The sequence below is a fragment of the Xenococcus sp. PCC 7305 genome, from assembly GCF_000332055.1.
Classification (GTDB): Bacteria; Cyanobacteriota; Cyanobacteriia; order Cyanobacteriales; family Xenococcaceae; genus Xenococcus.
Window position 1 is genome coordinate 18,173 of record NZ_ALVZ01000191.1, and the last position, 22,180, is coordinate 40,352.

Annotated in this window: 19 protein-coding genes, 1 tRNA gene and 3 pseudogenes; 8 read left to right on the top strand and 15 right to left on the bottom strand. The window is 36.9% G+C overall.

Features of this window, described 5'->3' with window-relative positions:
• Positions 1 to 220 precede the first annotated feature (220 nt).
• A complete protein-coding gene (locus XEN7305_RS15140) occupies positions 221 to 1,363 on the top strand; it encodes a fibro-slime domain-containing protein (protein ID WP_006510337.1) in 1,143 nt (380 codons plus the stop codon).
• A gap of 139 nt (positions 1,364 to 1,502) precedes the next feature.
• Here the strand turns inward: XEN7305_RS15140 and XEN7305_RS15145 are convergent, their stop codons facing one another.
• Complete coding sequence (locus tag XEN7305_RS15145) at positions 1,503 to 2,264, bottom strand: phycocyanobilin:ferredoxin oxidoreductase (protein ID WP_006510338.1); 762 nt, start codon at positions 2,262 to 2,264, stop codon at positions 1,503 to 1,505.
• 142 nt (positions 2,265 to 2,406) lie between these two features.
• On the opposite strand from XEN7305_RS15145, the gene tatA reads away from it, so the two are divergent.
• Positions 2,407 to 2,568, top strand: a complete 162-nt coding sequence (gene tatA / locus XEN7305_RS15150; protein WP_006510339.1) for a twin-arginine translocase TatA/TatE family subunit — start codon at positions 2,407 to 2,409, stop codon at positions 2,566 to 2,568.
• 49 nt (positions 2,569 to 2,617) lie between these two features.
• Here the strand turns inward: tatA and XEN7305_RS15155 are convergent, their stop codons facing one another.
• A complete protein-coding gene (locus XEN7305_RS15155) occupies positions 2,618 to 4,249 on the bottom strand; it encodes a hypothetical protein (RefSeq protein WP_006510340.1) in 1,632 nt (543 codons plus the stop codon).
• Positions 4,250 to 4,507: 258 nt separating this feature from the next.
• Between XEN7305_RS15155 and rpsB the strand changes: the two genes are divergently transcribed.
• Both rpsB and tsf read left to right on the top strand, forming a co-directional pair.
• Complete coding sequence (gene rpsB / locus XEN7305_RS15160; protein ID WP_006510341.1) at positions 4,508 to 5,359, top strand: 30S ribosomal protein S2; 852 nt, start codon at positions 4,508 to 4,510, stop codon at positions 5,357 to 5,359.
• A 209-nt stretch (positions 5,360 to 5,568) separates the two neighbouring features.
• Positions 5,569 to 6,228: a translation elongation factor Ts gene (tsf, locus tag XEN7305_RS15165; RefSeq protein ID WP_006510342.1), complete on the top strand. Its 660-nt coding sequence runs from the start codon at positions 5,569 to 5,571 to the stop codon at positions 6,226 to 6,228.
• 91 nt (positions 6,229 to 6,319) lie between these two features.
• Here the strand turns inward: tsf and XEN7305_RS15170 are convergent, their stop codons facing one another.
• The 4 genes from XEN7305_RS15170 to XEN7305_RS15185 form a co-directional block, all read right to left on the bottom strand.
• The gene (locus tag XEN7305_RS15170; RefSeq protein WP_006510343.1) at positions 6,320 to 7,237 is read right to left on the bottom strand and encodes a DUF3365 domain-containing protein; all 918 of its coding nucleotides are present in this window, start codon (positions 7,235 to 7,237) and stop codon (positions 6,320 to 6,322) included.
• Positions 7,238 to 7,406: 169 nt separating this feature from the next.
• Complete coding sequence (locus tag XEN7305_RS15175; RefSeq protein WP_006510344.1) at positions 7,407 to 9,095, bottom strand: NAD(P)H-quinone oxidoreductase subunit 4; 1,689 nt, start codon at positions 9,093 to 9,095, stop codon at positions 7,407 to 7,409.
• A gap of 123 nt (positions 9,096 to 9,218) precedes the next feature.
• Positions 9,219 to 10,364, bottom strand: a complete 1,146-nt coding sequence (locus XEN7305_RS15180; protein ID WP_006510345.1) for a glycosyltransferase family 4 protein — start codon at positions 10,362 to 10,364, stop codon at positions 9,219 to 9,221.
• 233 nt (positions 10,365 to 10,597) lie between these two features.
• Positions 10,598 to 11,326, bottom strand: a complete 729-nt coding sequence (locus tag XEN7305_RS15185; RefSeq protein WP_006510346.1) for a Bax inhibitor-1 family protein — start codon at positions 11,324 to 11,326, stop codon at positions 10,598 to 10,600.
• A gap of 272 nt (positions 11,327 to 11,598) precedes the next feature.
• Here XEN7305_RS15185 and XEN7305_RS15190 point away from each other — a divergent pair.
• Positions 11,599 to 11,672, top strand: a tRNA-Pro gene (locus XEN7305_RS15190).
• 258 nt (positions 11,673 to 11,930) lie between these two features.
• Here XEN7305_RS15190 and XEN7305_RS15195 read toward each other — a convergent pair.
• Positions 11,931 to 12,647 (bottom strand): IS1 family transposase, encoded by a 717-nt coding sequence (locus XEN7305_RS15195; RefSeq protein WP_006510347.1) that lies wholly within the window; start codon positions 12,645 to 12,647, stop codon positions 11,931 to 11,933.
• A 290-nt stretch (positions 12,648 to 12,937) separates the two neighbouring features.
• Between XEN7305_RS15195 and XEN7305_RS28230 the strand changes: the two are divergent.
• A pseudogene (locus tag XEN7305_RS28230) lies at positions 12,938 to 13,864 on the top strand (IS630 family transposase).
• Here XEN7305_RS28230 and XEN7305_RS26775 read toward each other — a convergent pair.
• The 3 genes and pseudogenes from XEN7305_RS26775 to XEN7305_RS15220 all read right to left on the bottom strand — a co-directional run.
• Entirely contained in the window at positions 13,833 to 14,216 is a 384-nt protein-coding gene (locus XEN7305_RS26775; protein ID WP_071591358.1) for a transposase, read from the bottom strand. The pseudogene XEN7305_RS28230 and the gene XEN7305_RS26775 sit on opposite strands and share 32 nt — an antisense overlap.
• A gap of 34 nt (positions 14,217 to 14,250) precedes the next feature.
• Entirely contained in the window at positions 14,251 to 14,598 is a 348-nt protein-coding gene (locus XEN7305_RS29775; RefSeq protein WP_006510351.1) for a transposase, read from the bottom strand.
• A 78-nt stretch (positions 14,599 to 14,676) separates the two neighbouring features.
• A pseudogene (locus XEN7305_RS15220) lies at positions 14,677 to 14,973 on the bottom strand (transposase); the annotation flags it as partial.
• 68 nt (positions 14,974 to 15,041) lie between these two features.
• Between XEN7305_RS15220 and XEN7305_RS15225 the strand changes: the two are divergent.
• Positions 15,042 to 16,049, top strand: a complete 1,008-nt coding sequence (locus tag XEN7305_RS15225) for a hypothetical protein (RefSeq protein ID WP_006510353.1) — start codon at positions 15,042 to 15,044, stop codon at positions 16,047 to 16,049.
• A 55-nt stretch (positions 16,050 to 16,104) separates the two neighbouring features.
• On the opposite strand, the gene XEN7305_RS15230 is transcribed toward XEN7305_RS15225, so the two are convergent.
• From XEN7305_RS15230 to XEN7305_RS15240, 3 genes are all read right to left on the bottom strand, one after another.
• Positions 16,105 to 17,043: a DMT family transporter gene (locus XEN7305_RS15230; RefSeq protein ID WP_006510354.1), complete on the bottom strand. Its 939-nt coding sequence runs from the start codon at positions 17,041 to 17,043 to the stop codon at positions 16,105 to 16,107.
• Positions 17,044 to 17,109: 66 nt separating this feature from the next.
• Entirely contained in the window at positions 17,110 to 18,060 is a 951-nt protein-coding gene (locus XEN7305_RS15235; RefSeq protein ID WP_006510355.1) for a hypothetical protein, read from the bottom strand.
• A gap of 258 nt (positions 18,061 to 18,318) precedes the next feature.
• Positions 18,319 to 20,040, bottom strand: coding sequence for a carbamoyltransferase C-terminal domain-containing protein (locus XEN7305_RS15240; RefSeq protein WP_006510356.1), 1,722 nt, complete (start codon positions 20,038 to 20,040; stop codon positions 18,319 to 18,321).
• Positions 20,041 to 20,589: 549 nt separating this feature from the next.
• On the opposite strand from XEN7305_RS15240, the pseudogene XEN7305_RS29780 reads away from it, so the two are divergent.
• Positions 20,590 to 21,011: pseudogene (locus XEN7305_RS29780) on the top strand (IS1 family transposase); the annotation flags it as partial.
• A gap of 9 nt (positions 21,012 to 21,020) precedes the next feature.
• Here the strand turns inward: XEN7305_RS29780 and XEN7305_RS15255 are convergent.
• Both XEN7305_RS15255 and XEN7305_RS15260 read right to left on the bottom strand, forming a co-directional pair.
• Entirely contained in the window at positions 21,021 to 21,365 is a 345-nt protein-coding gene (locus tag XEN7305_RS15255) for a hypothetical protein (protein WP_006510358.1), read from the bottom strand.
• A gap of 187 nt (positions 21,366 to 21,552) precedes the next feature.
• Complete coding sequence (locus XEN7305_RS15260) at positions 21,553 to 22,161, bottom strand: DUF6272 family protein (RefSeq protein WP_006510359.1); 609 nt, start codon at positions 22,159 to 22,161, stop codon at positions 21,553 to 21,555.
• Between the last annotated feature and the right edge of the window lie 19 nt (positions 22,162 to 22,180).

Here is a 22,180-nt window from a genome sequence, read left to right on the forward strand (position 1 = left end):
CATAACTTAATAATAAAGTTTAGTAGTATTTTGGATTACATACATGCTTTTAGGCTGCTATTCTATATATAGCAAGACAAAAAAACTTTGATTTTGTTTTAAGTCAAAAAATACAAAATCACAAAGCCAATAATTCAGATAAGTAACCTAAGAGATTTTACCTATACGATAAAAATTATTTTACTTATCATTTAACCATAAGAAGAGAAGTATATTTTCAATGTTCGATTTAAGTAATTGCCCAAAAATAAAACCAGTAACTAGTAAACTTTTTGCCATTTCTTTATTAGGCCTTAGTGCCTTTGGATTACTCGCAACCAAGACCCCTGCTAATCCTGATTCAATTATTTTGACAGGAACCATTCGGGACTTTCAAGCCAGCCATCCAGACTTCGAGTTCTTTCTTGATGATGGTAATAATATTTCTTGGAATAGTGAATTTGAATATGACAGAGGTATAGTTACAGATACTATTGGCGTTGATAAGAAACCTGTGTATGCTCATGACCAAGGTAGTACTCCTAGTACTTCTGGAGCAAATAATTTTAATCAATGGTATAACGATGTGCCTGGCGTAAATCTTAGTAAAGAACATTCTATTACTCTTACTAAGCAAGCTGACGGAATGTATCAATATTCGAATAGTAGTTTTTTCCCGATTAATGGTGAACTGTATGGCAATGTGGAAGATGATCCCAACATTACAGCTCCAACCTCAGGCTGGATTTATGATGGATGGATCAGCGGAAAAAGTGGCAATAATTATTATTTTACTTACGAAATCCATAACAGTTTTACCTATCAAGGCGGAGAAACATTCACCTTTGCAGGTGATGATGATGTTTGGGTGTATATCAATGGCAAAAGAGTCATTGACATTGGGGGAGTTCATACTGCACAAACTCAAACTGTGAATTTAGATGATATAGCTAATGCAATAGGTTTAGTAGTTGGAGAGACCTATGATTTTGATTTCTTTTTTGCGGAAAGATGTTTTCAAGATTCAAGATTCACGATTACGACCAACATCGACTTAGTTGAATCAACAGAACCAATTCCCTCAACGGCAAATCAACCACCTGAAGCTGTAGATGATAGTGTAGAAGACAGCGTTAGAATTCTAACTTTAAACGTTCTGGCTAACGACAATGACCCAGACCTTGCTTACAACCCAGATGAACTGATAACGATTTCCTCAGTACACAATATTACTGGTGGAAATGCCGAAATAAACAGTGAGGGAATGATAGTTTATACTCCCACCAATGGAATTGGAACCTATAGCCTTGATTATCTCATTACTGATACTGCTGGAGATACAGATGTTGGGACTGTAACCATTGATTTACTAGGTATTGACTAGGTAATAACAAATTAATGTTTATTTTGAAAGTGTTAAGTAAAAGCTACATCTTGCCTGAGCTTTGGAATATTAGCGATCGCAGTATAAGAACAAATCTATAAAATAGCTATATCACAACCTAAATATAGCTTATTATAAATTATTGATCGCTGATAACTTCTTCCTTTGGAGTATCAAACAAAACTGATTCCATATAATATTCTGCCCAATCAGGGCCAAAAGCTTTTTCTAGCACTCGTCGCGTTTTATCGTTTTTTTGTTGCTTGTTGCAATAGTATTCTTGTCCAGCTAAATATAATTCTTTTTCTTGAGGAGATAAAGGTTTTGCGGCAACAGACTGTTGGCAATGAACTCGTAACATGATTTCTGTGTAGCGAAGAAATTCTTGTTCTTCAATTGCGCTACTAGGACGGATGAAAAGACAAAATTCCGAGAAAATATCTGCCCAAGAAGGAAGTTCCCTGGGCTGGGAAAATTTGTTTATCGGAAGTTCCTTTAGTTCCTGTTTGTAAACAATAGAGAGTGTTTTTTCTGGACTAGTAGGGGAAAGATCTGCGATCGCAGCACTGATACCGACTTTACCCGCAACAATGTCGCAACCAAACATGGGCAAAGGATATTCGGGGCGGGGAAACATGACACAATGCAAAATATCCAGATTATTCCCAATCTTTGCCAGTTCCAAATGCATTTTCCGAAATTCTCGTGTTTGGTAGCAGCGATTTTCGATGCGGAGCTTTTCTCCTTCTAATTTTCCTTCCACATAGCCTAGTCCTTCTGGGAGAGAATATTCAGACAAATCAAGATATTCTTCCCAACAACCTAAAATCAAATCAGCAAGTTGTCGAATTAAGGGATGTTGTTCTTGGCGCAGTGAAGGCGGTTGTGAGGATTTTAGCATTCGATCAAAAAACACTTATTATTCAGATAACTCTTAGGATATAGAGTCTACTCCTTTAACGATATACTGATACGAGACTATTTATCGGATTATTTGTTGTATATGTATAAATAGTAATTTATTCTATCTGGAGTATTGTAGTATGTTTGGTCTAGGTTTTCCAGAGTTAGCAATTATTGCCATAGTTGCGATAGTAGTTTTCGGCCCCAAGAAAATACCGGAAATAGGCGGAGCACTAGGCAAAACATTACGGGGGTTCAAAGAAGAGATGAATTCAAATCAGGAGGAAGATTCTGATGTTTAAGCAGCGCAAATTTGATCAGTTATAGACGTTGCAGAATTTGCTAGTGAAGTTAACCCTTCATTATTTGCATAAGATATTCGTGGTCTTCATTTAGTTGCTTAATCTTATTCTTATTTAACCCAATACCCTGCTTAACCTTAACTAGATGACTATTGGAGTCTTGTATATAAGAGTTAACTTTTTCTTGATGCATTTGATGTTGTTCATCTAAAAATATATTTATATCCTGCATTAATTTATCGGCAATGAATTTAACCAAGTTTTGATACTTATTCCCAACAGATTTCTTTAATTCCTTAGTCTGTTGTTTCAGCTTCAGGGATTTAACACTTTGACCAGTTAGGACCTTGATTATTTGTAGGATCAAAAAAACAAAGCCGAATAGTCTACCTGTCAAGAAAAAGAAGCCTAAACCGATGGAGAGCGTGATCGCGATTCTAAACCAATTGCTTTGGGTATAATGATAATCAAAAAGTATGCGGTTAGTCTCAGACAAAACCACGGGGCAAATATATTTGTTTAAATCAAACTCAGGTTGAGAAATTCTCGGCAGTTTGCAGTTTTTCTCGGATAACCTATTCACAATTTGCAACTCGCGATCGCTTTCTTCGATAAACTGATTAAAGATATTTAATTCTTGGTCCAAAAACCACCACTGTTGTTCAATCCACAAATTTATTTTCTGTTGATAAAGCTCTAAAATATGTCGATGAATTGCTTTGACATATTGGTCTTCTTGTATTACTAAAGTTAAATAGATTTTTTTATCTTCTTGAAATTGAATCACTGTAGATTTCCCAATTATTTGCTGCACATTATAGATAAAGCTTGTAGAGATGAAAGGGTTAATGAAATCTTGTTTTGAGTCAAGTAGGGTTTGCTTGATTGTTTTTAAATGATACTGCAATATTTTATTGAGCTTAGGGGGTAATTGTTTAATTTTTTTCCGAACTTGTGGGGGATCTTCTCCCGCAAAATAAACTTGCTTGCTTTGCTCTATTTGTTTTTTATATTGTGATTTACGTTGAAGGAAATATTTTTGAGCCATCTTTACCAGCTTCTCTTCTAAGGAGGCTTGTCTGATTAGGATAATTTGTTCTAGAAGTGATTTTAGACAATTATCATATTCTCGACTATTTAATAATGTCTGAGATTTTTCCGTAAATTCACCATAAAAATTAAAATAATTCACTCTTAAGAAACTAATATTTGGCAACCAAGATTGTATTTTATTTGAAGATTGATTAAAATCAAAAATAATCAGGGGAATATTTATTTTTTTAGCTTTAATCACTAATTTCTGTTCAACAGGAATACTATCCTTACTGGAATCTATAACTAAAAATAATAAATCGCAACTATTAAAAAGATGCCCTAAATCATAAGGGAAAGTGATTATTGTAAATTGGGAGATGGGATTGAGTCTGCTACAAGTTTGGTTAAACAGTTTAACTTTTTTGAGTAAATCTTCTTGGCAACCAGCAATTTTAACCTGAATAAGATTATTGTTAGTTTTTAAAAATGATTCTTCTAGATCCTGAAGAAGAGTAATATATTCTCTGTCTTCATCAACCTTCTGAGATAAATATTTTTTGACTTTCGGCAATTTTTCCAACAAAAATCGATTAACACTTGTACATTCTGATCGCTCAAAATCAGAAGAGAAGTCTGGGTTTATCATCGATAAATATACTTTCTTTAAATATTTACAGTTTGTAATTCGTAATTTAGTTCATAATACTTCAAAAGTTGAGAAAAAATTGACTCGCAACTAATAACTGATAAACTGGAAAGGTTGTCAAAATCGCACATTCAGGAATTCGGGTGTTTTCTCAAGAAGTCCATAGTAAAACGCTTCATTTTAAAGCGAAGTACTCCCTGAATAATCAAGAAAATTCCCCTGGATGGAGGATTAACCCGAAAAGGAGTTAAATAAATTATGCCCGTTGTTACGTTAGCCGAACTATTAGAATCAGGTGTTCACTTTGGACATCAGACCCGCCGCTGGAATCCCAGAATGGCCCAGTATATATATACCGCAAGAAATGGGGTTCATATCATTGACTTAGTGCAAACAGCACAGTTAATAGAAGAGGCTTATGACTTCATGCGCAATTCTTCCGAAAAAGGCAAGAAAGTGCTTTTTGTGGGAACTAAACGTCAAGCAGCAGGGATTATTGCTCAAGAAGCTAGTCGTTGTGGCTCCTACTATGTTAACCAGAGATGGCTTGGTGGGATGTTGACCAACTGGGAAACCATTAAAACCAGAGTAGAAAGACTCAAAGAATTAGAAAATCTAGAAATTACGGGTGCTTTGGATAAAAGACCTAAAAAAGAAGGTTCAATGTTGCGTCGTGAACTAGGTAAATTGCAGAAATATCTAGGCGGCATCAAAACCATGCGTAAAGTTCCTGATATTGTGGTGATTGTCGATCAAAAACGAGAACATAATGCGATTTCTGAATGCCAGAAATTAAACATCCCTGTTTTATCAATTTTAGATACAAATTGTGATCCTGATGTAGTTGATATTCCCATTCCGGCTAATGATGATGCAATTCGTTCGATTAAACTAATCCTTGGCAAGCTAGCGGATGCAATTCATGAAGGTCGTCATGGAGCTGCCAGTGCACAAGAGGATTATGAAGAATTTGAAGATGCTATTAGCGATGAAGATTATCCTGACGCCGAATACAGTGACGAAGAAGTAGTCGAAGCCGTCGAAGCAGTAGCAGAAGAATCTGTTGAGATAACCACAGAAGATACTGCGGACAAAGATAGCGAAGAGTAAACAATTTCGGTACCAAAGCATTATTCGGAATAAGACATCCTTTTTTGTCCTGTCTTCGCGGGATAATTAAGGACAAGGGAAGAATGAGATACTAAGGATTAGATTTAAGTTTTATCTATCCTCAGTCCTCATCTTTAAACATTGCTTATCCCTTAAAATAAGCTTAGACTTGGTTGTTTTTTCATAAAAAAAGATTAGGAACAAATAACATGGCGCAAATCTCGGCAAAATTAGTAAAGGAACTCCGCACACAGAGTGGTGCGGGAATGATGGACTGTAAGAAAGCTCTCATCGAAAATGATGGTGACACGACGAAGGCAATGGAGTGGTTGCGCCAAAAAGGAATTGCTTCTGCTGGGAAAAAACAGAGTCGAGTGGCTGCTGAAGGACTAGTAGATAGTTATATTCATACTGGTGGTCGCATTGGAGTCTTAGTAGAAGTCAATTGTGAGACTGATTTCGTAGCTCGTGGGGATCAATTTAAAGAACTAGTGCGTGATATTGCAATGCAAATTGCGGCTTGTCCCAACGTCGAATATATCAGCGTAGAAGATATTCCTGAAACAGTTGCTGCCAAGGAAAAAGAAATTGAAATGGGTCGAGATGATCTAGCAGGGAAGCCCGATAAAATCAAAGAAAAGATTGTTGAAGGTAGAATTGGGAAACGACTTAAAGAACTTTCCTTATTGGATCAACCATTCATTAAGGATCAAAGCATTACTGTGGCAGAGTTGGTTACTAATACTGTTGCCAAATTAGGGGAAAATATTCAAGTTCGCCGTTTTTACCGCTTTGTTCTCGGAGAGGGTATCGAAAAGGAGGAAACTAACTTTGCTGATGAGGTAGCAGCACAAACAGGCCAGAAATAGTTGGCAATATTGTTATTAGTTTTAGAATTGAGAATTTGATTACTAAATTAAGACAAGAGTAAAATTAATTTTTTGCTTTTGTCTTTTTTTGTTAATGATTTGAGTCATTGGGTCGATTTACTTTGCTCAATCGATTCATTGCCATTGATAAACTCAATTTCATTCTTCCAAAAGCCTCTGCTAAACTACCAATTTCATCCTGGCGCAATTCGTCAAAATCAGCGTTTAGATTACCTACACTCACTTCTTCAGCTACTCGAACAATTCGTTTTAATGGTCGAATAACATTTTGATTTAGCAAATAATTAACCAGCAAGATAACTGAAATAAATACTCCAGAAATGATTATCATAATCCCGACAAAGGATTGACGGGCTTGTGACACTACTTTTTGTGCCGGTACAGAAATAATCTGAGCCCCGACAATTTCATTAAGTTTCCAACCATAACCATTTTTCGTCCCGTAACGCTCAACAAGACTAGGGGGCGCTTTTTCAGGAGTACTATGACATTGTAAACAGCTTTCTTTTTTGATTTGGATTGGACGGGCAATGAAAAATAATTGACCACCAGAAACGGAACGAAAGTCGGCAATTTCTTTTAAATTGGGATTGCTAATAAATCGTTCGACAATTTTTGTTTCAAATTGATCTGCGCGATCGCGTAAATTTGACGGGTTTAGGGTAGCTTCTTTATAGAAAAAGTTACGATATTCCAGATTGTTTTGTCGGAGACCTTCAAATACTTCCCTTGCCGAATAAGCAGGTATAGTTTCGGGTAAAAATTCCACTTCAATTTTGTCTATCAGTTCTGGCTTGACCTGACTACTGGTATATTCTCTCACTGAGTTCATGGTTTCCATTAAAATCAAGGCTTGAGAGGTTATTTGGTTTTGAGTGTCTGATCTTAAAATAAATCCCATCGCGATCGCAATTAGGCCCAATCCGAAGATTAATATCCCTAAAAGGATAGCGGTAAATTTTTGTCTTAATTTCCATTTTTTTAACATACGTAAATTTAGGAATAAGGAACAAGGAATCACAAGCGACCTTCACTTATGATACTCCTGATATTAGATAGATGGGATTTTAACTCATCAAAAAAGCGATCGCATGAAACACTTGCGATCGCTATAAAAAGTTATTGAATTGTAACAAAAAGACTTAAATTTACCTTTTTTATTTAGCTAGAGTAGCTAATTCTGGTTCCACAATCCCAATTTCAGGAACAGAGAAAGTCTGAGCGTAAATTCCAGCGGGATTAGACTGAGCAATTTTACTATGTGATTGAAGAATTTCTGTATTTACAGCAACTGTTTTCACGTCATAGAGTTGAGTTGTCAACTTGGGATAGACCCCAATTGTGACAATCATCACGAGAAAACAAGCCGCAATAAAGATTTCTCTGGGATTAGCATCAGTGACACGAGCCTCTTCTGGCAAAACACAGCTATTACCAAAACAAACTGCTTTATCATTACCAATACTTTGAGTTTTCTTTTCTTGAATGTCACAAGCCAATGCTTCATTAGAAGTGAAAAATACAAGTCTGAGCATCGATAACAAATAAATCGGAGTCAAAATCAGTCCTACAGCTGTTAGGAATAAAACCACCAGACGAAAGCCAGGAGTATATATATTGCTTGTTGTAACCCCCATAAAAACTGCAAGTTCACTAGCAAAACCACTCATGCCGGGGAGGGCCAGAGAAGCCATCGCCCCAGCCGTAAATAAAGCAAAGGTCTTGGGCATTACTTGACCGATGCCGTCCATCCTATCCATAAATAGAGTGTGGGTGCGATCGTAAGTTACGCCAGTGAGGAAGAAGAGCACAGCAGCAATCAAGCCATGGGAAAGCATTTGCAACATGGCACCGCTAATACCGATGTCGGTAAAAGATGCAATTCCTAGCAAGACAAATCCCATGTGGGAAACTGAAGAATAAGCTAGACGGCGCTTCATATTACATTGTCCAAAAGAACTGAATGCACCGTAGACAATATTAATGACACCTAAAACAATTAGTAGCGGCGCGAAGTAAGTATGGGCATCAGGCAATAATTCTAAATTAAAGCGAATTAGACCATAGCCACCCATTTTTAGCAATACACCAGCTAAAATCATTGATATGGGAGCGGAAGCTTCACCATGAGCGTCGGGAAGCCAAGTATGGAAGGGGAAAATCGCTAATTTAACCCCAAATGCAATTAACAATCCAGCATACAGAGGTATTTCTAAAGCTAAAGGATAATCCTTAGCGTTAAGAGCAGCTAAATCAAAGGTGAAATTGTCTCCGTAAAGAGCCATTGCCAAACCGGCTACTAAAATAAATATAGAAGCAGCGGCTGTATAGAGTAAGAATTTAGTGGCTGCGTAGCGACGCTTCTCGCCACCCCAAATAGAAACTAATAAGTATACAGGAACTAACTCTAATTCCCACATTAGGAAAAATAGCAGCATATCCTGAGCTACAAATACTCCAATCTGTGCTGAATAGAGTATAAGTATCAGCATGTAGAAAAGCTTTGGTTTACGATCTACTCTCCATGCTGCCAACATCGAAAGAGTGGTAACAAATCCTGCTAATAAAACTAGAGGTGCGGATAGCCCATCTACTGAAACCGCCCAACTCAAACCTAATTGAGGTATCCAAGAATATTTTTCTGCAAGCTGGAATTGTTGTGCATCGTTGAGATTATACTGTTGCCAAAACGCATAGCACATTAAAACAAAGTCTGCGATGCCAACACCCAGTGCGTAAGCTTTTACGCGTTTGCCATCCTTATCGGGAATAAGAGGAATAGCAACAGAAGCAATTAAAGGGAGTAAGACGATCGCGGTAAGCCAGGGAAATTGAGCCGCCATCATAGTTGTGAGTATTAGTACTTAATGTGTTGATGTCATCATTATAAGCAACAACATGAAGAAATGTAAAGAGATTAGAATTTATTTTTCTTGCAACAGAAATTAAGTATTTTTATTACTATATTATTAATTGCTGATGATTGATAAGGGTTGAGGGTTGACAACCTCGGCATAAAGACTCTCTAACTTATCAAGATTTTGACGAAGATGATAACGCTCTAAAACTCTTTTCCTTGCTTTGCTGCCCAACAAATCAGTCATTTCTGGTTGATCACGAAACAGAGGTAACAGGGTTTTTAACTGATTAGCAACTCCTTGAGTATCCAAAACCACCCCTGCACCAGCATCTAAGACTTCTCCATCTGCGCCAGCATCAGTGGCAATACAAGCGACTCCACAGGACATAGCTTCTAACAGGGAAATAGATAAACCTTCGACCAAAGAAGGCAAGATAAAAACATCGGCTGCTCTTAAAATATCGATACGACGCTCTTCTTCGGGGACAAAACCGAACCAGGTAATATTATGTTTTTTGCCATAACTAGTCTGAAGCGAACTTCTCAAAGGACCATCACCGACCATTAATAGTTGACAATCATCTCCAAGATGAGCATATTTCCAAGCTTTGAGTAACGCTTCAATATTTTTCTCGGTGGACATCCGTCCTTGGTAAACAAATAACCTTTTAGCTTGTAATTGATACTTTATAGTGGAATAACCTGGCGAATATTTATTTTCGTCAACTCCATTGGGAATAATAGCAATTTTCTCGGCTGCTACGCCCAATTTAATCAGTAGATCTTTTTGAATTTCACTAAAAACAATTACTCGACTATAACGAGCTAAACATGGTGCGTAGAGTTGATAGGTAAGATATTGGGTGCTGGACTTGATATTGCGCAATTTACTATCGAAGGGAGGATGAAATGTGGCAATGAGGGGCACATTTAGTTCTTCACAAATTTCAGGAAGCGCAAAATCTAAGGTGGAGAGAGTCAAGGAGGCATGGACAATATCAGGTTGCAACTTTTTCAGCGATCGCATTAATACCTTACTCGCCTTCAAAGCTGGAATGGTATAGATCTGGGATTTATAAATAAATGGCAACAAAACTTCTGGACAGTTAGAAAAATTGTCATGGTTGCTAGCAGATTGAGCAAAATGAAGAAAGCTCACACGATAATCTCTGTCTAACAATGCATTGGTTATTTCTCGACCATAGGTCACGTTCCCGCAAAATGGTGATTTTTTCCCTAACCAAGCAATGTGCATTCAATTAATCTATGCTCTTAAAAAAATGTAAAAAATGAATTTAAGTTAACAAATTAGAACTTATGCATTTTATTTATCAACTTTAGTTAATTTACCAGATGACGCCGTCACTAGATTGAAAAACAGATATATTCTTCGTAGAAATTTACTGAAAATGACCGCTCATGAATATCAAATGCCAGAAAAAAGACGGGTTGTACCCGCCTTTAAATAATTATTTTGATTCAATTTGATTAGTCGCGGCCATTAAGCGCAATTAATAAACGAAGGATGAAGACAAAAAGGTTGATGTAGGTCAAATACATCGAAAGTGCAGCAGGTAAATATTGCTCATCATCATAAGTACGAGGCAAGATATAAAAATCAACTACCGCAGCACCTGCAAATAAAGCAACACCCAAACCTGAAATGCCAATTTCTAACCAAGAAGGAGTATAAACTCCGAAAACAGAAAACAGCAGTTGTCCAACAAGAACTACTATTAAGGCAATCATTCCTAGACGAATGGTTTGAGCAAGAGCCAGACCATCCTCATCACTCAGGTTGGAACCAATATTCCGTCCCACAATAAAGGTTACGCCACAACCTAAAGCTGCGATTCCTACTCCTTGAATACCAACACCAGAGGTACTAAGGGCAATGAAAACTAAACCGCTCAGTGTATAACCAGAAAGTACACTGTAAAGAGCGAGCAAAGGTAAAGCTACACTATTATTGCCTTTTGCTGCGACACCTCGTGCTACAAAAAACAGCACAATTTCCGCAATCATCGCCACCCAAAAAGTCGGCATAAATATATCTGGACGAGAGCTAATCACTCCTAGTCCGCCATAGGTTCCCACTGCGGTTAAAATTAAACCGCCACCAAGATAGGGTAAGGCATTGGGTATAACATTAGGCCCTATTATAGATTGATTTTGGGCCTCTCGAATCGCTTGTCTAAAGTTACTTGAATTACTCATGACACCTTGCTAGTTTTTATGATTTTCGTGTCTTATATTGATAAATTATCTTAGATTAATCGTAACGTAATTGTTGATCCCTTGGAAAATTAGTGATTACCGAATAGAAATTGCGATCTCGACAATCAACACTTAGAACGATTATGCGCTCAATAACAACTTAAATTGCCTCTCCATATAAATCGGCAGAATTTTTCCCAAAGTTTGTGCTAACCTTATAAGGGCCTAATGAGGTTGACTTTATATAGATGACAACTTCGGATTATGCCTTACGGGATGTAGCGCAGCTTGGTAGCGCGCCTGCTTTGGGAGCAGGATGTCGCAGGTTCAAATCCTGTCATCCCGATACCTTACAAAATCAACATCTTAGCCAGTTGGTCTTACTTGGAGTTTGCAGATAAAATCCAGTGTAGAACCAAATAGAAACCAGATACGTTTAACTTATTTTATTCTTCACTAGATACTACAATTGATTTTAGTTTGTATTAACTAGTAATAAGTCTTTTTTTTTGAGGAAGACCTAAATGTCCCCATCTTTTGTTCGTATTGATATCGCTGATAGTTCTATCTGGCAACACCAAACTGAGAACCTATTTCGGTAGTCCTAGCCCTGTAAGGATTCATTGTAATGGTGTACAAACATCCAGATGGCTCCAATATGATTCTGGAGCTTCTTGGAAAAAGAAAGTGTCTTACGAACTAAGCGAGAGACTCTCTGGCGCATTGTGCAGTTGAAACGTTCGATATAGCTAGTCTTACCAGTTTCCTTGCCCACTGCCTTGTGTCGTTTCTTGGGGAAAACACAACCATAAGCAGCCCAGAAATCAGTATAGGCAAAGGCACACTGGCGATACACACTAGGTAAAGAAGTCCATAACTGGCGAGCACCCTGCTCCGAGCGCTCACCCACATAAACCCCGACAATCTCACGAGTGGCTACATCAAGTGCAAGCCAGATCCACTGTTTGTTTCCCTTATTATTTACAAATGACCACATCTCATCGCATTGAATTGTTAACTTGCCTTTTTTTTTTGACGAGACAGCTACCTGGCGAGTCACCGTCTCATACTTGCAGTTCACGTAATTTTGCAGCCAGCTTTCAGAAACATCACAAACCCTTGTAATGCCAGCAAGAGGGATTTTTTCCAGCAATAGCTTATCAATGAGAGCTTTTGTGGATTGGTCTATTCGCTTTTGTTGGGGGTCTTGGACAAATTGGCGGCCACAAGTTCTACATTTATGGTTCTGTTTGCCATTGTGAATACAGCCCTTTTTAACAACCTTTTGAGAGCCACAGCTTGGGCAAATCAACTTTGACATAGGTTATGCACGAAACATCAGTTACCTCTATCCTTACATCTGGTGGACTACCCCTATTTCTTGATGAGTCAAGTTATCTTCAGCTAGCAATTGCTTAATCAACGAACCTATCCCACTAATAATATTTTGTTAATCCAGATATGAACGGTAGCTAGAGACAAAAAGGCATCAAAATTAATTTTCTGACGTTCCCATCGAACAACTAGACGACGATATTTGCGTTGATATAGCAGTGGACACTTTAGTTAGGACGCTACCCTAAAAAAGTAGTGTCACCTTTGCTCTATAATATGGCCAAACCTCACAGCAATGATTTACGCCAAAAAGTAATTGATGCGATTGAACTCAATGGCATGAAACGCTGCGAAGCGGCTGAACTGTTCGAGATTAGTCGTAATAGCATTAATTTATGGTTTAACCGTAAGGTTCAAACAGGAACAATTGAGCCGAAAAAACGAGAGAAACAAGGCCATAGCCACAAAATTACCGATTGGGATGAATTCCGCTATTTTGTGCAAAAAAATCATGATAAAACCCAAGCGGAAATGGCTGAGCTCTGGCCTCATAGCATTTCTGGACGGACGATTGGTCGAGGGATTAAAAAGATTGGATTTACGCGCAAAAAGCGGTCAGACCCCGCGTCGCCGTCAGGCGCAAGGGAACGCTGACCAAGACAGAAAAGCTATGGGTATCGGGAAAGAGATGAGCAAAAGCGAGCCGAATTTAGAACCCGCCTAACTTCTCTCCTGTCTGAGGAGCTGGTGTTTGCTGATGAAGCGGGGATGGACAATCGGGATGAGTATAGTTATGGTTACAGTCCCAAAGGAGAACGGATTGATGCGTTGAAATCAGGACGGAGAACAGGTCGAATCAATATGATTGCTGCCTACTGTAATCGCACTTTACTAGCCCCTTTTACAGTAGAAGGTTCGTGTAATCGTGATGTGTTTGAAACTTGGTTAGATACTTGTTTGATTCCAGTGCTTAAACCAGGGCAAAAGCTGATTATTGATAATGCTAGTTTCCATAAAGGAGGACGTATTGAGGAGCTCGTGAAAGCAGCAGGATGTGAGGTATGGTATTTGCCACCCTACTCGCCCGATATGAATAAAATTGAACGCTGTTGGTCATGGATTAAAGCCCGCGTCCGTAAGTGCTTGAATAGGTTTGACACGCTTCGAGATGCTATGGAAGATGTTTTACTCCACGCGTCCTAACTAAAGTGTCCACTGCTATACCAAGCGAAACATCTCTCTTGTTGAAATCGTGGAACAGAAATTTTGATTGGTCTTCCTCGATTTTTCTTAGTTTTGTAAGTTCGCTTAGGTAAGTTCGCTTAGGTAATTGAGGTCTAATCCCTCTTTCTCTTAAAGCAGCACGTTTTTCCTTGGAATCATAACCTTTATCTGCTGCTAAGACTTTAACTCTTTTCTTCGGTCTTCCTCTTTTGAGTGTCTTCAACTTCACGCTATCCAGCAGAGGAATAATTTGCTCTCTTTCACTACCGTTAGCAGCAGTAGTGCAATTAGCACGAGGCATTCCATTTCCTTCGGTTAAAGTATGAATCAAAATTCCTTTTCCTTTATAACCATAAGCAATATCATCACCCCCTCCCTTGCCAGGGGGAAAAAGAGCCGTCTATTGCTCCATAGTTCCAATTAATTAGTCCTTTCTCATCTGCTATTGCTAAAATTCTGGCTTGCAAATATTCAAATGTGCCGTCTTCTTTCCACTGTTTTAACCAACGATGAGTAGCACTCTTGGATGCCCAAATTTCGCCTTTTGGTGAGTCACACCAACGACATCCAGTAATTAGAATGTATATTAGGCTATTTAAAACATGACGAAATGGGGTATGAGGCATTCCCCGTGTTCGCTTCTTTGGTGGAGGGAAAATATCCTTGAATAATTTCCATTCCAGCTCGCTTAAACCTTCAAAACGTCCTGCCATTCTACTCTCTGTATCATTAAGGGTAAATTATCATGTTTTGGACATTAGTGGGATAGGTTCACGGTCAGTTCGACGAAATCAAAAAACCGCAGAAGGTAGAGCGGATAAGACTTTAGTGTCTAAATCAAGAGAAGGCTTTTGGGGCAAATATGAGTAGGCAATTAATCCAGACATCAGATTAACCAAAAAATTCCAGATACTTCGATGTCTTGAATGTTCGATCTCAAAGATATTTTTGAGTTGGTCATTTACTGTCTCGATTAAAGACCTTTTTCGCAAGAGAATTTTATCTATGAGCTTGACTAGCTTCTGTTTCATGTTCTTTTTGTATCGAGTAATCAGCTGGGGCACTGGTTCCGCTAAGTGGGATAAGAGAAAGCGATACGGTACATGACGTAGGAGATAATAAGTGATTCGTAAACTCGTCTAAGATCAGCTGTGTTATGAATCTATTTTCCCGTATTTGTCCTTGCTGTAATACCAAGGAGATACATATACATACCCACTATAAAACTCAAGCTCATGGTCCAAGAACGATCTATCATTGTGCCAACTGCGGCATCTATTTCAGTGAGACCGTTGAGACTCCACTCGCGGGACTAAAAACGCCAGTGAGTCGGATTATTACGATCCTCAAGGCGAGAACTGATGGGATGGGGCTCAATGCCACAGCTCGGACTTTTAGCGTCTCGAAGAAAAGCGTCATTGATTGGGAAAAGCGCTTAGGGGAGCTTAAACCAACACTAATGCTCTATACCATGCTCCATGAGTTTATTCATCAGGATATCGAAGGAGATGAACTATACACAAAAGTTGCGAAAAATGTTGCTCCTTCAGTTTCAGAAGGATGGACAATTGTTCTGATGGAACAGGCTAGTGGATTTTTGTGGGAATTACACTGTGGACGCAGAAATCAACAGTTATTTGAGAAGGCTCTGACCTGCTTGGCTCAAGTCATTGAGAAGACTGGGAGTCTTAATCTCTTAACTGATGGAGAACGACGCTATAGCAATTTATTATTTGAGATCTGCCATGACCTAATTCTTAGTGGTCGACCAGGACGCCCTAAAAGGAGATTACGTAAAGGAGTGCGAGTGAGACTGAAAAATAAAGGCTCCCAAAAGCGACCAGGGCGCAAACGCCAAAAGTACCAAGCTCCGATACCTGAGCATCCTGAAACACAACATGATGTTACCGAGCAGACAATTCATGCCAATCATGTGGAGGCTTTCAATGCCTCTATCAGAAGGCGTAATGCCGCCTTCCGCCGCAAAACCAACACCTATGCTAAATCAAGAAAAGACCTACAACGAACACTCGATGTCTACTGGTTAGTGCATAATTTTGTGCGCGTTCATTTCACTACTAAGATGGTACCTGCTGTTCATTTAGGAATTTTGTCCGTGGGGATATCCTGGCCACAATTATTGACTATTCGATATGCAGTTTAACCTATGCTAGGCAAAGGTTTTGGCTTCCCATTTAACGGAACCAGTGCCGAGGTTTTTAACAAACTGATCTTGGATTGGAGGATGCATACAATTGATTTAGCAAAGTAGCTATAGTTACAATCACAGCTCCAATCCATCCTCTTGGACCCAAAACTTCTCCTAAAAACAAATAAGCGAAAACCAAACCCCAAACTGGTTCTAAAGTATAAATCACTGCAGCCTGAACTGACTTAACTCTAGCTTGACCCCAAGATTGAATACAAATAGTACATGTCGTAACAACTAAGCCCAAATAAAATAAAGATAGCCACGGTAAATTAAACAATGCTTCAAAATTATTTGGCCAATGAGATTTGTCTACTAAGACCCAAAAAACAGAAAAAATAACAGCGCCCCAAACTTGTGATGCGGCCAAAGATAAAACACTCAACTCTCGAGCATAATTTTCAATTCTAATAATGTAAAAAGCATAGCTAAATGCAGTACCTAAAGTCCAAAAGTCTCCTATATTTGGAGCCTGATGATCATAAGATATAATTCCAACACCGATTAAAGCTAAATATGCAGTTACCCAGATAGGCGTTGTGATTTTTTCTATTTTGCTTGAGTTAACAAGTGCTGTTTTGTTTGTCAAAATTTTTGACAAAATAATATAGAAATGAATAATTAAAGGAACTAAAACTACGTAAAGCGTTGTAATAAAAGCACTGCGACTAGCGCTTGTAAATTGCAAACCAATGGTCTGAGTTGCTGAACCGAGCAATAACCAAAAACCTAATTCTAAACCAGCCTTAGTCAAACGACGCTTTTGCCTTAGAAATGGCGTCAAACAAATAGCAGCTAAGGTATAAGAAATTAAATTTAGTATTGATGGCGATACGATATTAATTATTTGCTTGAGAACTATATAGCTACTTCCCCACAATAAAGGAGCCAAATTCAACAGACTTAAGCCGAGTAAATAGGAATTAATTTTTCTTGATTTATTAAGCATGTCTGTAGAATACAGTTTGTGGTAAACTTTGATTGGAAACTCTAAAGGAATGTATAATCATGATGATCAATAATGCAGTATTTCTAATTTTTGTTCGGAATTAAAACTATTAAAAACATCCAGATATTTTTTCATCTCGGCTTCTCGTTTGTTTTTTTCACAATCATGTTCTTCATCTTGCCAGCCAATAAAAATTTTCGAAGGACTATCAAATTGCAAAATTGCTTGTTTCATTAATATTAAAGCTTTGAGTGCGTCTCTTATTTTGGCTCTAGGATGATTAGGAAACATCGCTTTACTTTTTCTTGAAGGATAATAAGAATGAAAATTGAAATCTATTGGTACTTTATATTTTTGTGACATATTTAAGCCATATTCCACTGTTTTAATGGCTTCTGATATTGCTTCTTGGCCTATAATTTCAGGAGGCTGAAAGATTACGTTAAACTCTATTCCTATTCTGTCTTCGTAAGCACCTATGACCGTGAAAGCTTTTTCAATAGAATCCTTCGACATTAACTTTTTTAAATTAACCATTCTAATTTTTTCGTCTTGAGATTCAATCCCCAAAATAATTTTTATCTGTTGATCCTGACGTAAATTATTGACAATAATATCCAAGTTTTTATGCTTGATATAATTTTCCCGAGAATCCCAAGATACAATTTTACATTTCTCTAAAGAAGCTGCATATTGCGAAATACAAAATAGAGTATCTGGAGACATTTCTAGTTTATTTAAAGTAGAACCAGAATTATAAATAACTAAATGTACGATATCTGGTAAAACATCAGCATAATAATCCTTAAAAAAGACTAATCTCTCTCGATTCAGTTCATGATTAAACTGAATTCCTTCTCCATTACCAATATCACAGTGGTTACATTGATTTTGGTAAAAAGGGCATTGACCATCTTTACATTCGTTACCAAAAACAAGTGCAAGACGTCTACCATATCCATCAATAACAGAATTAAATAAGGTAGATTTTTCCGGAATAGCAAAACTAGTTTTCATCTATATTTCTAATTAATTTTTGAAAATATTTCAATCGATAATGTTTGAGATTATTTTGGTATAGAAACCTTACTTCGAAGCTGAAAGAAACAATTTTATTATCACTTCAATACTTAGTAAATGCAAGGACTATGACGACTTATATCATTTTAGGAAATATCTAAGACACATAAAATATCTTAAAGTTTTTTTAATAAAAAATTCTAAGAAATTATCTGTCTTAACTAAAAAATAAAAAGATATTAATCTGAGGAAATTTTATTTTGACCAAGTATTGTCCACCAGGAAATTTCCAATGGCTAAATAATATAGATTGGCTTTTTTCATAGTATTTACCGCATCTTGTGGACTACAAACAATTGGTTCTAATTTATTTAAGGAAGTATTGAGTAGAATTGGAACTTCCGTAATTTTTTCAAATTCTTTAATTAATTTATGATATTTAGGATTAGATGAGCTTTGTACAGTTTGAATTCTGCTAGTCCCGTCAACATGAGTAACAGCAGGAATAGTTTTTTGCTTATTTTTAAGAACATCATAAGCAATTAACATGAAATTAGAGGAAAGTTGTTTATTAGGGATTTTGAACCATTCATCCGCTTTCTCTGCTAGAACTGAAGGTGCAAAAGGTCTAAAGCCTTCTCTTTTTTTGACTTTCATGTTGATAATATCTTTCATATAAGGATGTCTTGGATCTGCAAGTAAGGATCGATTCCCCAATGCTCTTGGTCCAATTTCAGACCGACCTTGAAACCAGCCAATAATATATCCTTGGGCAATTAGCTTAGCTGTAACTTCTTCAATATTTTCATGATAAGAATATTTGAGATTATTATTATCAAGAACAGTTTCTATTTCTTCAGCTGTATATTCCGGGCCCAGATAGGGATTATCCATAATGTAATTTTTAGAGTTGCCCAGAACTTGATTCCATAAAATATAAGCTGCTCCAATTGCCGTTCCTGCATCATTGGCAGCAGGTTGAATATATATATTTTCAAAAGAACTATGTTCTTGCAAGATACCATTGACAACACAGTTTAAACTAACTCCCCCAGCAAGACAAAGATTATTGCTTTTGGTCCGATGATGAAGATCTACAGCCAAGTCCAAAATGATTTCTTCCGTAATTTTTTGTAAGGATGCTGCAATATCTGTATGGCGCTCTTCTAGCTCTTGACCTGCTATTCGTCTTGGTCCAAACAATTCTTCTAAAGCACTAAAGTCATTAATTCTAAACTTTATAATGTCATTGTCTATGGAGAAGTTTCCTGATTTAGTATTAATAAATTCCTTAAATGAATTGTAGTAGTAACTATAATGCCCAAAAGAGGCAAGACCCATAACCTTGCAGGCATCATACTCACTAAAGCCCAGAAATTCTGACATTTTTTCCCATAAAAAGCCTAAGCTGTTGGGATAATCAATGCTATTTAATTTTGATAGTTTATTTCCTTTACCCTTGTATAGTGTAGTAGATTCAAATTCTCCAATACCGTCTACTACAAGCACAGCAGCTTCTTCATAGGGCGAAACGAAATAGGCACTTGCGGCGTGACATAAATGATGATCAAGCCATTTGAACTTTCTGCTGACATCTACCCCCGCAAAATTGCTAAGAATTTGAGTTACTTCTTGTAGTTTCCTATAGAATAACTCTTCCCCTGATTCACTACCCCAATCTCCATCAATACAAGGTTCTTGTAGATCTTTATTTTTTGATAATCTCATTTCTGGGTTAAATGAATAACCGATAAGATCTATGTCTTGAAAACTAATTCCTGCTTTTTCTAAGCAAAGTTGTATTGATTTCAAAGGTAGTACATGAGGATTATCAACTTTTGCAGGTTTTGCATGTTTGACTCGATTAAGCCTTTCTTCTTCAATTGCAATCACTAGTTGACCATTGTCAATTAAGCAAGCAGATGATTCATGATAAGCAGAATTAATCCCTAAAATATATCTATCAGAATTACTCATGGCGACGATATCTTAATATATAAACTGAATAAAATACGATAAAATAGTCAACAATAAAGTTAATTTTATAGAGCTATCTACCAAAAATGACTATTGTAAGTTTTCTTCAACTATTAACAACTATAATTGTAATTTTTGTGTATGTCTCCGGGATTATTACTTAAATCTATTTAATTTTTATAAAATGTTTTTTTATGAAAACTATATTTTTTCAAGAGAATTCTTTACTAAAAATCCACAATAAATTTGATAATAATTAAAAGAACTCAAAAAAACAGGAGGGTGACTTTTATTAGGCTTTTCCTCAGGTATTTTTCCCGTAAGTATTGCATATCTTAAACGCTTATTATCTAAAATGATTAAGGGTTTATACTGTAACTCATGATTTTGCTTTGAAGCAAAATAATGTAATACCTTGAAAATACTTTTCATGAAGCTCCTTTTACTTTTCTGAGTTTTATATATCTACTAAGAAAACTTTCGTATTTTCGAAATCAGATAGTCCACCAAATGTAAGGATAGAGGTGATTTATTTTTCATACAGAAGCCATGTCAAAGTTGATTTGCCTAAGCTGCGGCGCCCAAAAGGTTGTTAAAAACGGTCGCATTCATAATGGCAAACAGAAACATAAATGTAGGACTTGTGGCCGCCAATTCGTCGAAGACCCCCAACAAAAGCGAATTGACCAAATCACAAAAGCTCTCATTGATAAGCTGTTGCTGGAGAAAATCACCCTTGCTCTGGCATTGCAAGGGTTTGCGATGTTTCTGAAGGCTAGCTGCAGGATTACGTGAACGACAAGTATGAGGCAGTTCATCGCCAGGTAACTGTCTCTTCAAAAAAAGGCAAGTTAACGATTCAATGCGATGAAATGTGGTCGTTTGTCAATGATAAATAAGAAAACAAACAGTGGATCTCGCTTGCACTTGATGTAGCAACTCGTGAGATTGTCGGTGTTCATATAGGTGAGCGCTGAATCTTATTTTATTTCCAGCACTAAAGAAGGCATCAGCCTTTGTAGGTTTTTTAAAGATTTACTTTGCCAGGGATTATCACTAGCGCCCAAAACTAGTATTTGAACATTCTTCTTTTTGCGTACATTAATTACAAATTTTGACAGCATACTTATGCCGGAACTATTAAGAAATTTCAGTTCTCGAAGGTTTAAACTAATTTTCATGGGCTCTTTATCTAAAACTCCATTGAGAAAATCAAAAATTGCACTGTATTCATCCGCTCCACTTAAGCGTAATGCGCCTTGGAACGCAATCATTTCTTTGATTGAATCATAAGTTATATGATAATTTTCTGCTTTAATTTCCATCGTTTTTGTCTTTAAATAATGTTAAAAAATATTTACTTTTTGATTAAGAAATATCTTATGGCTTTTTTCTCTTGAGTTGAGCGAACTTAGAATCCTACCCTATATGATAATTACCTTATAATTTCTAATCCTATTTACCTGAAACATGCTACAAAACAACAGAAGCACCAATCATTTCATAATTAAGTCACACTTGTAGTTGTACCATTGTTGTCACTCTACAATCTTGTTGTACTGATGAGCTGGTAGTCTCATTTTCAAATTTCCAGCCTAACTTAGCATTATAATCATTAATCATAGTTAAAAAACCCAAGCCAGAATCTTCATTATTATCATCAATAGCATTTTTTTCCAATTTTTTGAGATATAGCTCACAAGGATCAGAGTCTATTATGTTGTTAATATAATTCTGGAAGTCTCTAACCATTGACGACTCAATATCATTAGCTAGTTTGAAAATAATCTTATCTTGATTTAAATAAATTTGAATAGTAATGGGAGATGATTGATTATTTTTACTATATTTCATGGCGTTTTCTAATAACTCATTAGCAACATAACTAACCGCATCTTGAAATTCTGCTTTTTTTTGCTTTTGCTCTTCTTGATCAGCGGAAAAGAAGGTACTAAGATAATCGGCCAAAAAATCGGCTGATAAGCAATTGTTACGCCACCTTTTTTCTAGTGAAATAGAACTTGGAGAAAAACTTAATATTAAATATTCTTGACTTGAAGGCAAGTCCTCAATAAAGTTGCCCAATACGTTACAATGGTTGACTTTTGCTGGATAATTCATATAAAAAATAAATTTTGTA